Origin of the sequence: Streptomyces carpinensis, assembly GCF_002154505.1 — a bacterium.
Classification (GTDB): Bacteria; Actinomycetota; Actinomycetes; order Streptomycetales; family Streptomycetaceae; genus Streptomyces; species Streptomyces carpinensis.
This window is the reverse complement of the sequence record NZ_MUBM01000405.1, coordinates 1-11395: the sequence shown is the minus strand read 5'-3', so window position 1 is coordinate 11395 and position 11395 is coordinate 1. Positions and strand designations below refer to the sequence as shown.

Here is an 11395-nt window from a genome sequence, read left to right as displayed (position 1 = left end):
CACGCGCGCGTGGAGGGCCTTGGTCGGCTCCGGTGCGGTCGACGGGTCAGCGGCTCACGGCTTGAGCACCAGCGTGTCCTTCGTGCTCTTGTCGACCGCGTTCGCCGAGAACGACCACGGCAGCAGCTCGCCCTTGGCCCACTTGCCCGTCTGGTCGGTGTAGTGCGCGCTGAAGGCGTGCCCGGAGGCGCCGGTGAGGTTGATCCACTTGGACCTGTCGAGATCGGCGAGGTTGACCACCATCCGCATGGACGGCACCCACACCACGTTGTAGCCGCCGGCGGCGTTCCACCCGGAGGCGTTGACCGCCGCCTCGCCGCCGCTGAGCTTCCAGGGGCCCCGGTTGAGGACGTACTTCAGGAAGCCGGGTCCATCGGTGCCCAGGGTCTGGTTCTTCAGGAACAGGCGGTGCAGCCGGCCCCAGCTCCAGGTGTCGATGTCCTTGCCGAGCTTGGCGGTCAGCTCCCAGCGGGCGTCGATCATGGCGCGCTTGAACAGCTCGTCGCGGTTGTCGGCCTTGGGGCGGCCGTAGCCCGACGCGGGCGCCTTCCACCAGTCGCTGTTCGGCTCGTTCACGAGGTTGCGGACCACCTCGAACCAGCGGTCGCCGCCGTCCGGCTGCGCCTGGTCGGCGTCCCGCTCGCCGCACTCGCGGACCTTCGTCGCCTCGTCGACCGGGCCGGTGTTGTCGGCCGGCTCGACCCACAGGCACTGCCCCTGGACCCGCAGCTCCTTGGGGAGCTTGTTGCCGAAGGCGAGCTTGAGGATGTTGCGCCAGACCGCGTTGAAGTAGGCGGCCGCCGCCGAGTCCGCGTCCTGGGTGTAGTCCCAGCCCTCCAGGAGCTTCTGCGCCTGGCGGACGTCCTTGTCCCCGATGTCGATCTTCAGCAGCATCGGCACCAGCAGCTTGGCGATCTCGCTGCTGTTGTCCGTCTGCATCTGGCGCATGTCGTCGGTGGAGATCTTGCCGCCGCCGTCGATCTTCGACTGGATCAGGTCGCTGATGCGCTGGCTGCGGGTGCCGTAGCCCCAGTCCGTGGTGAGCGTGTAGGGGTACTTGCCCGGGTCCACGACGGCCTGGTTGGCGGTGACGATGTAGCCGCGCTTGGGGTTGTACTCGTAGGGCAGCTCGTCCTGCTTGATGTAGCCGGTCCAGTCGTACTTCGAGTCCCAGCCGGGCGCCGGGATGGAGCCGTCGTCGCTCTTCGCGCGCGTGGGGATGCGACCGGGCAGCGTGTAGCCGATGTTGTTCTCGGTGTCGGCGTAGATCAGGTTCTGCGAGGGCACGTCGAACAGCGCCGCCGCCGACCTGAAGCCGCTCCAGTCCTTGGCCCGGTCGATGGCGAAGACGGCGTCCATGGTGGTGCCCGGCTCCAGCGCGGTCCACTTCAGGGCGACGGCGTAACCGTCGCCGCGGTCCGGTGCCGCGGTGTTGACCTGGGCCTTCTTGCCGACCTTGACCAGCTCGTCGTCACGGTCGGACAGCAGCGGCATGCCGTCCTCGGTCTGACGGACGACGATCTTCTTGGACGCGCCGCCGGCGACCTTGATGGTCTCCTCGCGGGTCTTGAAGGGCACCGTCTTGTCGTCGCGCAGGTAGCCGTCGCCGCTGAGCTTCTCCAGGTACAGGTCGGTGACGTCGACACCGGAGTTGGTCATGCCCCACGCGATGTTCTGGTTGTGGCCGATGACCACGCCGGGCATGCCCGCGAAGGTGTAGCCGGTGACGTCGTACGGGCACGCGCTGGACACCGCGCGGCAGTGCAGGCCCATCTGGTACCAGACGCCGGGCAGCGAGGGCGACAGGTGCGGGTCGTTGGCCAGCAGCGGCTTGCCGGTGATGGTGTACTTCCCGGACACCACCCAGGAGTTGGAGCCGATGCCGTTGCCGTTCACGCCGACGGCCGTCGGCAGGTTGTCCATGACGTCGTGCAGGCCCATCAGCTGACTCTGCACGCCGGAACCGGAGGAGCTTCCCGCTCCGGCCGGGGTGCCCGCGGCGGTGCCGGTGGTACCCGTCGAGGTGCCGGTCGTCGTCCCGGTGGTGCCGGTCCCGCTGCCGGTGGTGCCGGTCGATCCCGTGGTGCCGGTCGTGCCCGTCGACAGGCCCGTGCCGGTCTCGCTCGTGCCGGCGCCGCCGCTCGTCCGGAACGCCTGGGCGAGCTCGTCGTACTGGCCCTGCGTGACGATCGGCTTGTTCCGGCTGTAGGGGTAGTCCGGGTACAGGTCCTTGATCTGCTTGGGGCCGAGGCGGCTGGTCATCAGGGCGCGGTCGATCTCGTCCTGCATGTTGCCGCGCAGGTCCCAGGCCATCGCCTTCAGCCAGGAGACCGAGTCGACCGGGGTCCACTGCTCGGGCTTGTAGTCGTTGGTCAGGCCCAGGGCCGCGTACTCCAGGGAGATGTCCTTGGCGTCCCGGCCGTCGAGGTAGGCGTTGACGCCCTTGGCGTACGCCTGGAGGTACTTCTTGGTGGAGGCCGACAGCTTCTTGTCGTACTCCTCCTTGGCGACCCGGTCCCAGCCCAGGGTGCGCAGGAACTCGTCGTTCTTGACCTGGCTCTTGCCGAACATCTCCGACAGGCGCCCGGAGGTCATGTGCCGGCGCACGTCCATCTCGTAGAACCGGTCCTGGGCCTGGACGTAGCCCTGCGCCATGAACAGGTCCTCGGCCGAGGAGGCGTAGATCTGGGGGATGCCGTAGCCGTCCCGCTTCACGTCGACGGGGCCCGACAGGCCCTGGAGCGTGGTCGAGCCCTTGGTCTGCGGGAAGGAGGCGCGGACGGTGCTGATGGACCAGTAGGCGCCGTAGGCGATGCCGCCGATGATGGCCAGCACCAGGACGAGCACGACGAGTCGGGCTTTTCGCCCCTTCTTCCTGCCGGACTTGCCGGGCTTGTCACCCGTTGAGGCGGTGGTGTTGGGGGGCATCGCTGTCCTTGCTGTCCTAACGCGAGCGGCAGGCGGTACTGGAGTGCTGGAGCAACCATAGGCGCAGGACCCGGTGCCACTTGACGCGGAGTCGAGTCCAGTCGCGGACGGGCGTTCGATCTCGGCCCTCCAAGCGTCAAGAAAGCGTCAAGAATTAGGTAAGGTAACGAAGTAATCGGAGAACCCGGAGCGCCGGAGCAGCCGGAGCGTCACAGCGCCTGAGCGCCGGAGAACCCGATCACAGACCTGGAACGCGGGGAAGGAAGCGCCACTGACTGTTCACCACCTCAACCAGCTCCTGCTCGCCTGCTCCCTCGTCCTGCTCGTCGCCGTGGCAGCGGTGCGGATCTCCTCGCGCAGCGGGCTCCCCAGCCTGCTCGTGTACCTGGGGATCGGCATCGTCATCGGCGCGGACGGCCTCGGTCACGTCCGCTTCAGCAACGCCGAACTGACCCAGATCATCGGCTACGCGGCTCTTGTCGTGATCCTCGCCGAGGGCGGTCTCGGCACGAAGTGGAAGGAGATCAAGCCGGTCCTGCCGTCCGCCTGCGTACTGGCACTGGTCGGGGTGGCGACGAGCGTCGGCATCACGGCCGCCGGTGCGCACTACCTGGTCGGCCTGGAATGGCGGCCGGCGCTGATCATCGGTGCGGTGGTGTCCTCGACGGACGCGGCGGCCGTCTTCTCGGTGCTGCGGCGCATCCCCCTTCCCGCGCGCGTGACGGGCACGCTGGAGGCCGAGTCCGGCTTCAACGACGCGCCCGTGGTCATCCTCGTCGTCGCCTTCTCCACGACGGGACCGGTCTCGCACTGGTACGTACTGGTGGGCGAGATTGCTCTGGAGCTGGCCATCGGCGCGGCCATCGGCCTCGCGGTGGGATGGCTCGGCTCCTGGGGCCTCAAGCACGTCGCCCTGCCCGCCTCCGGCCTGTACCCCATCGCCGTGATGGCGATCGCGGTCACGGCCTACGCCACCGGCGCGCTGGCGCACGGCAGCGGCTTCCTGGCGGTCTATCTGGCGTCGATGCTGCTCGGCAACGCCAAGCTCCCGCACTGGCCGGCCACACGCGGCTTCGCCGAGGGGCTCGGCTGGATCGCCCAGATCGGCATGTTCGTGCTGCTCGGCCTGCTGGTCACCCCGCACGAACTGGGCGACGACATCGTGCCCGCCCTGCTCATCGGCCTGGTGCTGACGATGGTCGCGCGACCGCTGAGCGTGGTGGTCAGCCTGCTGCCGTTCCGGGTGCCGTGGCAGGAGCAGGCACTGATGTCCTGGGCCGGGCTGCGCGGCGCGGTCCCCATCATCCTGGCGACCATCCCGATGGTGAACGGCGTCGACACCACCCACCGCATCTTCAACATCGTCTTCGTGCTGGTCGTCGTCTACACCCTCATCCAGGGCCCGACCCTGCCCTGGCTGGCCGGCAAGCTGCGTCTCGGTGAGCCCCAGGAGGCCGCCGACCTCGGCATCGAGTCGGCGCCCCTGGAGCGGCTGCGCGGCCATCTGCTGTCCGTCGCCATCCCGGAGGGCTCCCGGATGCACGGTGTGGAGATCAACGAGCTGCGACTGCCCGCCGGGTCCGCGGTGACCCTCGTGGTGCGCGAAGGGAAATCGTTCGTCCCGCTGCCCACCACGACCCTGCGGCGCGGCGACGAACTCCTCGTGGTCGCCACCGACCCCGTCCGCGAGGCGGCGGAACGGCGGCTGCGCGCGGTCGGCCGGGGCGGCAAGCTGGCGAGCTGGCTGGGCACCAACGGCGCCGAAGCGGGCAGCGAGAGCCGCGGGCGGTGAGGGCTCCGGGCGGGGCGGGCTGCGGCCGGAGCGGGCCGCGAGCTGCACGGACCGCGCGCGATACGGCGGCGGGCGGTGTGCGCCGCGGCCGGTGCGGCGGAGGACGCGGCGACGGGGGCGGTGCGATGGAGCACACGGTAGTGGGGGCGGTGCGGCGGCGGCAGTCGGCGCGAGACCGTTTCGTACGGGTGGCCGTAGGCCGAACCGCTGCGGAAGCCAGGTCAACACAGACTGTGGTGCTCACTTTCACAGGAGCACAAGGTCATCACCCCTGTACGATGAAGGCGCACCCTGATCGAACCAACTCTGCCTGACGCAGAGCTGGCGCGACCGTATGGCGGCCGGGTCGCCCCGCAGCGGGCGTCGGCATCTACCGCAGTCCGCGCAAGAGGACAGCTCTCGGCGCGCCCGCACAAGGGGCCGCGCTACCAGGCGGCAGAAAGGCACGGGCCGTGGGATCCGCGGTCACCACCACCGACCCCGCGAAGACCTCGCCGGCACCCTCCCGCCCGGGATACGGCCAACTGCTGCGCACCCGCGGCGCCTGGACGTTCCTGCTCCCCGGCTTCGCGGCCCGCCAGCCGTTCGCGATGCTGACCATCTCCATCGTGCTGCTCGTGCAGCACACCACCGGCTCCTACGGCGCCGCGGGCGCCACGGCGGCCGCCACCGGTGTCTCCATGGCGCTGTTCGCGCCGTACAGCGGGCGCCTCGCCGACCGCTACGGACAGCGCGCCGTTCTGCTCCCCGGCGTCCTGGTGCACGCCCTGGCCGGGCTGACGCTGACGGGGCTCGCCCTGGCGCACGCCCCCCTGTGGGCGCTCTTCGCGGCGGCCGTGCCGACCGGCGCCTCGGTGCCGCAGATCGGGCCCATGGTGCGCGCCCGCTGGGGTGTGACGCTGAAGGACTCGCCGCTGATGACCACCGCGGCGGCCTTCGAGTCGGTCACCGACGAACTGACCTTCGTCCTCGGCCCGCTGCTGGCCACCGCCCTGTGCACGGCCGTCGCCCCGGCGGCGGGTCTGCTCACCGAGGCCGCACTGACCCTGGTCGGCGGTCTGCTGTTCGCCGCGCAGAAGCGCACCCAGCCGCCCGTCGGTGCCGGGCACGCGCGCGTGGAGCACGCCTCCGCCCTGCGCATCCCCGGTGTGCGCGTGCTGGTCGTGACCTTCCTCGGCATCGGCACGGTCTTCGGCGGCATGCAGGTCTCGCTGGCCGCCTTCACCGAGTCGATCGGCGAGCCCGGTCTCAACGGCGTCCTGTACGGGACGTTCGCCGCGGGCAACATGCTCTCCGGCATCCTGTGCGGCGCCATCGCCTGGAAGGTGGCCCCGCAGCGCCGCCTCGTCGTCGGCTACACGGCCCTGGCGCTGGTCGCGTCCGCGCTGTGGACGGCCCACTCCGTGCTCCTGCTCGCCGCGCTCGGCCTCCTGGTGGGCATGTGCATCGCGCCCGCCCTGATCACCGGCTACACCCTGGTCGAGGGCCTGGTCCCGGCCGGTGCCCGCACCGAGGCGTTCACCTGGCTCACCGGCGCGGTCGCGCTCGGCCAGGCGGCCGCCGTCACCGTCGCCGGACAGCTGGAGGACCGCCTGTGGACCGGCGCCGGATTCCTGGTCCCGATGACCGGAACGGTGCTCGCCCTGGTCACCCTCGCGGCCCTGCGGTCGCGGCTCGCCGCCCGGGCCCACAGCCGCACCGTGGCACGTGGCGTCGGTCACCGCTCACCTGTCGCAGTGGACTGATCCGCGGGAATACGTCACTATGGACCGTCGTTAGCACTCATCGAGTGAGAGTGCCAGGAGGAAGACAGTGCCCACCTACCAGTACCAGTGCACCGAGTGCGGCGAGGGCCTCGAGGCGGTGCAGAAGTTCACCGACGACGCGCTCACCGAGTGCCCCAACTGCGGTGGCCGCCTGAAGAAGGTGTTCTCCGCGGTCGGCATTGTCTTCAAGGGCTCCGGCTTCTACCGCAACGACAGCCGCGGCTCCTCGTCGAGCAGCAGCGCGGCGTCGTCGAAGTCGTCGAGCACCTCCGGCGCCTCGTCGTCCGGCTCCGGCTCGTCGTCCTCGTCCACCTCGTCGTCCTCCTCGTCGACGAGCTCGGCGGGCAGCTCCGCCGCCTGACCTGCCGCTTCCAGGACCCTGCCGTCGTAGGACGGCGGGGTTCTCGGCGTCTCCACGGACGCCTGGCCCCGGGGACCCCGGCGATGCGCAACGGCAGGGTCCTCGGCGTTCGGACGGGCGGCTAGTGTGCTGCTCATGGCGAACGCAGAGATCGGTGTCATCGGCGGTTCCGGCTTCTACTCGTTCCTGGACGACGTGACCGAGGTCCAGGTGAACACGCCGTACGGGGCACCCAGCGACTCCCTCTTCCTCGGCGAGGTCGCCGGCCGGCGGGTGGCCTTCCTGCCCCGCCACGGCCGCGGCCACCACCTTCCGCCGCACCGCATCAACTACCGGGCCAACCTGTGGGCGCTGCGCTCGGTGGGCGTGCGCCAGGTCCTCGGTCCCTGCGCGGTGGGCGGCCTGCGACCCGAGTACGGGCCGGGCACGCTGCTCGTGCCGGACCAGTTCGCCGACCGTACGAAGTCCCGGGAGCAGACCTACTTCGACGGGCTTCCGCTGGCCGACGGCTCACTGCCGAACGTGGTGCACGTCTCCATGGCCGACCCCTACTGCCCCGCCGGCCGGGCCGCCGCGCTGAAGGCGGCGCACGGGCGGGACTGGGACGCGGTCGACGGCGGCACGCTGGTCGTGGTGGAGGGGCCGCGCTTCTCGACCCGCGCCGAATCGCTGTGGCACCGGTCGCAGGGCTGGTCGGTGGTGGGCATGACCGGCCATCCCGAGGCGGCGCTGGCCCGGGAACTGGAGCTCTGCTACACCTCGCTGACGCTGGTCACCGACCTCGACGCGGGCGCCGAGAGCGGCGAGGGCGTCTCCCACGAGGAGGTGCTGCGGGTGTTCGCCGCCAATGTGGAACGGCTGCGGAGCGTGCTGTTCGACGCCGTGGCCGCGCTGCCCGCCACCGAGGAGCGGGACTGCCCGTGCGCGAACGCGCTGGGCGGGATGGACCCCGGGTTCGCGCTGCCGTAGGCGAGCGAGCCCGTCGACCTGCCCGGCGCAGAGGAAGGTGCCGGGCAGGAGCGTTACCGAAGGGGCCAGAGCGCGACGGAGGGGCGGAAGGGGCCGAACGGACTGGAACGCGACGGAACGGGGCCGGCCGCGACGGAAAGCGCCGACATGCCGGAACGCCACATTCGGGTGGCGAGGTTGTCCACAACCAGCGAGTAGCGCACGGACTCCGGCGGGCGGCGGCGCGATGCCCCATCGTGGGCGTCGCAAGCCGTTTCCCGCCGTTCCCGAACCGCAGGTGGTGGTCCGCCCATGTCCCAGTCGTCCCTGCCCTCGTCCTCTCCGCCGTTCCGGACCCCGTCCTCTCCGCCGTTCCGGAATCCCGACCCGGTTTCCCTGTTCCGGCCGGGGGCGGACGCCCCGGCCACCTGCGAGGTGCCGCACTTCCCGCCGGTGCGTGTGAGAGGCGGGCGCTGCGGACTGCGCCGGCTCCTACGGCACCGGCGGCGGGCCGTGGCGGCCGGCCTGGCGGTGACGGCGGCCGCGCTGGTGGCGGCGGGCCCGCGGGATACGCCTGATCCTCCACGCGGCAGGCCGGCCCGCGGGCACCCGGCGGGGCCGGCCGACGCCTCATCGGACCGGCATGGCGTCCGGCGCACGGACCCGGAGCGGACGGTGACCGTGCCCGTGAGGCTCGCGGACGCGGCCACGGTCCGGCTGCTGCGGCCCGGCGACCGGGTGGACGTGATCGCCGCGGAGGATCCGGCGGTGGGCGGCCGGGCCCGGGTGGTCGCGCGCGGGGCGCGGGTGGCGAGGCTGCCGGAGCCGGTGGACGGCGCGGTGGGAGGCGGGAGCGGGGCACTGGTCGTACTGTCCGTACCGCGTTCGACCGCCGCGCGCCTGGCCGGAGCGGGTGCGACGGCCCGATTGGCGGTGACCCTGTGGTGACCCGTAGGTTGCTGAGCTGTTTGTTCTACAACCTGCATGTCCGAGGAGGGGCCCCAGGTGAGCGCGAAGAAGGACCCGAGCGTCTGGCAGGGCTTCAAGGCCTTCCTGATGCGCGGGAACGTCGTCGATCTGGCCGTCGCGGTGGTCGTCGGTGCCGCCTTCACCAACATCGTCAACTCGGTGGTGAAGGGGATCATCAATCCGGTGGTCGGAACGATCGGCACCCAGAACCTCGACCACTACAGCTCCTGCCTGAGCACGACCTGCAAGGGCGACCAGGGCATCCAGATCATGTGGGGCTCGGTCCTCGGCGCCGCCCTGCAGTTCCTGATCACGGCGGCGGTGGTCTACTTCATGATGGTGCTGCCCATGGCGAAGTTCCTGGCCCGGCAGGAGGCGCGGAAGAAGGCCAGGGAGGGCACGCAGGAGGTCATCGAGGTGACGGAGCTGCAGGTGCTCAAGGAGATCCGCGACGAGCTGGTCGCCCAGCGCGGCGGCACGGAGTACGAGCGCCGGTAGCGGGAGCGGTCACCGCGGGGCGGGCCGATGGGTCCCGGACGGGGCGTGTCCTGCGGTTCCCGGCTGCGTGGGCCCGCTGCCTTCAGAGGTGGTGGGGCGGCTTCTCGTCGAGGAAACGCCTGAGGTCGGCGGCGGCGTCGCCGTCCGTGCGCTCGCCCCACCCCCGGTCGGTGTCATCCGTGGACTGCTGGTTCAGCGGATCGTCGAAGATCAGCGCGTTCTTGGGGTCGCGCGGCTCGGGGGCGGTGCTCATGCCTCCAGGGTACGGTGACCGCCCTGTGCGACCCTCCCGGGCGATCCCGGCCGCTTTCTGCTGTGCTGGGGGCCATGACGTCCAGTTCCGATTCCACTCCGGGAACCGCCCCCACCAGCCCCTCCCGCGACCGCCGGCCGCTGCGCCCGCTGACCGCACGCGGGCGCCACGAGACGCACCGGGTCGCCTCACCGCTGGAGCTCTTCTTCGACCTGTGCTTCGTCGTGGCGATCGCCCAGGCGGGCGTGGAGCTGGTGCATTCCGTGGCCGAGGGCCGGGCGGGCCACGGCATCCTGAACTACGCCATGGCCTTCTTCGCCATCTGGTGGGCGTGGATGAACTTCTCGTGGTTCGCCTCGGCCTACGACAACGACGACGTGCTCTACCGGGTCGTCACCCTCGTGCAGATCGCAGGCGTGCTGGTGCTGGCCGGGGGAATCTCGCGGGCGTTCACGCACCAGGACTTCTTCCTGGTGTGGCTCGGTTATCTGATCATGCGCCTGGCGATGGCCTCCCAGTGGCTGCGGGCCGCGCGGTGGGCCGAGGGGGCGGAGAGGCGCATGGCACTGCGGTACTCGGCCGGGGTGCTGCTGTGCCAGATCGGCTGGCTGGGGCTGGTGGTGCTGCCGGAGCCGGCCCGGCCGTGGGTGTTCCTGGTGATGGTGATCGTGGAGCTGTCCGTGCCGCTGTATGCGGAGAAGGTGTACGCGACCACCTGGCACCCGCACCACATCGCCGAGCGGTACGGGCTGTTCACCATCATCGTGCTGGGCGAGACCATCGCGGCGGCCACGAGCGCGGTGAAGTCGGCCGCGGACGAGCACAACGCGCTGGGCGAGCTGCTGCCGATCGCGGCGGGCGGTCTGCTGATCGTCTTCTCCGCCTGGTGGATCTACTTCGTGGTGCCGATCCACGGGCATCTGCACTCCAACCGGGAGTCGTTCCTGTGGGGTTACGGCCACTATGTGATCCTCGCCTCCACGGCGGCGATCGGTGCCGGACTGGAGGTGGCGGTCGAGCAGGCGGTCGGCAGGACCCATCTGACGGCGCTGGAGGCGTCGGCGGCCGTGACCCTCCCGACGGCGCTGTATCTGCTCACCGTCTGGGCACTGCACTCGCGCCACTTCAAGGTGGGCATCGCCCAGCAGACGGTGCTGCCCACCGCGGCCCTGCTGGTGATCTGCTGCACGTTCCTGGGCGACTGGGCGGTCTTCGCGGCGGGCATCGTCTCGGCGCTCGCGGTGGCGACGGGCGTCACCCTGACCGCCCGCACCGCCGCGGGCGGGAGCCCAAACCGGCCGACGGAACAGGCCGCGTGACGCGCTGCCGGGCCCGGGGAGACTGACCCCCATGACAGTTGACGCTTTGACGGATGTCGCCGGTCTGCGGGTGGGCCATGCGACGCGCAGGGGCGATGGGTGGCTCAGCGGCACGACGGTCGTGCTGGCACCGGAGGGCGGCGCCGTGGCCGCGGTCGACGTGCGCGGCGGTGGCCCCGGCACCAAGGAGACCGACGCCCTCGATCCGCGCAACCTGGTGCGGACGGTGGAGGCCGTGGTGCTGACCGGCGGCAGCGCGTACGGGCTGGACGCGGCCTCGGGGGTGATGGCCTGGCTGGAGGAGCGAGGGCGCGGGGTGCGGGTGGGACCGGACCCCTGCCACGTCGTGCCGGTGGTGCCCGCCGCCTGCGTGTTCGATCTGGGCCGGGGCGGTGACTTCCGGGCCCGTCCGGACGCGGTCACCGGGCGCGAGGCGGTGGAGGCCGCCGCCGCGAGCGAGCCGGGCGGGCCGGTGCCGCAGGGGTGCGTCGGCGCCGGGACGGGAGCGACCGTGGGCCCCCTCAAGGGCGGGGTCGGCACGGCGAGCACGGTGCTCGCCTC

At 71.3% G+C, this 11395-nt stretch carries 10 protein-coding genes; 8 read left to right on the top strand and 2 right to left on the bottom strand.

Annotated features, from left to right (window positions below; translation table 11 throughout):
* Nucleotides 1-54: 54 nt before the first annotated feature.
* Nucleotides 55-2928 carry a penicillin acylase family protein gene (locus BZY54_RS40715; protein ID WP_086730404.1) on the bottom strand — a complete coding sequence of 958 codons (2874 nt, stop codon included), beginning with the start codon at nt 2926-2928 and terminating at the stop codon, nt 55-57.
* A gap of 271 nt (nt 2929-3199) precedes the next feature.
* On the opposite strand from BZY54_RS40715, the gene BZY54_RS40710 reads away from it, so the two are divergent.
* From BZY54_RS40710 to mscL, 6 genes are all read left to right on the top strand, one after another.
* Nucleotides 3200-4720 (top strand): potassium/proton antiporter, encoded by a 1521-nt coding sequence (locus BZY54_RS40710; protein ID WP_086730403.1) that lies wholly within the window; start codon nt 3200-3202, stop codon nt 4718-4720.
* A gap of 452 nt (nt 4721-5172) precedes the next feature.
* On the top strand, nt 5173-6465 hold the full coding sequence (locus BZY54_RS40705) for an MFS transporter (RefSeq protein ID WP_086730402.1): 1293 nt from the start codon (nt 5173-5175) through the stop codon (nt 6463-6465).
* Between the two features lie 67 nt (nt 6466-6532).
* Nucleotides 6533-6847, top strand: a complete 315-nt coding sequence (locus BZY54_RS40700) for an FmdB family zinc ribbon protein (protein ID WP_086730401.1) — start codon at nt 6533-6535, stop codon at nt 6845-6847.
* A 135-nt stretch (nt 6848-6982) separates the two neighbouring features.
* Nucleotides 6983-7816 (top strand): S-methyl-5'-thioadenosine phosphorylase, encoded by an 834-nt coding sequence (locus BZY54_RS40695; RefSeq protein WP_086730406.1) that lies wholly within the window; start codon nt 6983-6985, stop codon nt 7814-7816.
* A gap of 291 nt (nt 7817-8107) precedes the next feature.
* A complete protein-coding gene (locus BZY54_RS40690; RefSeq protein ID WP_244217580.1) occupies nt 8108-8743 on the top strand; it encodes a hypothetical protein in 636 nt (211 codons plus the stop codon).
* 57 nt (nt 8744-8800) lie between these two features.
* Nucleotides 8801-9262 (top strand): large conductance mechanosensitive channel protein MscL, encoded by a 462-nt coding sequence (gene mscL / locus BZY54_RS40685; RefSeq protein ID WP_425276365.1) that lies wholly within the window; start codon nt 8801-8803, stop codon nt 9260-9262.
* Between the two features lie 82 nt (nt 9263-9344).
* On the opposite strand, the gene BZY54_RS51905 is transcribed toward mscL, so the two are convergent.
* Nucleotides 9345-9515, bottom strand: a complete 171-nt coding sequence (locus tag BZY54_RS51905) for a hypothetical protein (protein WP_086730399.1) — start codon at nt 9513-9515, stop codon at nt 9345-9347.
* Between the two features lie 74 nt (nt 9516-9589).
* Between BZY54_RS51905 and BZY54_RS40675 the strand changes: the two genes are divergently transcribed.
* The gene (locus tag BZY54_RS40675) at nt 9590-10834 is read left to right on the top strand and encodes a low temperature requirement protein A (protein WP_086730398.1); all 1245 of its coding nucleotides are present in this window, start codon (nt 9590-9592) and stop codon (nt 10832-10834) included.
* A gap of 31 nt (nt 10835-10865) precedes the next feature.
* Nucleotides 10866-11395 (top strand): P1 family peptidase (locus BZY54_RS40670; protein WP_208640922.1); only part of this gene is annotated, 530 nt, incomplete at its 3' end.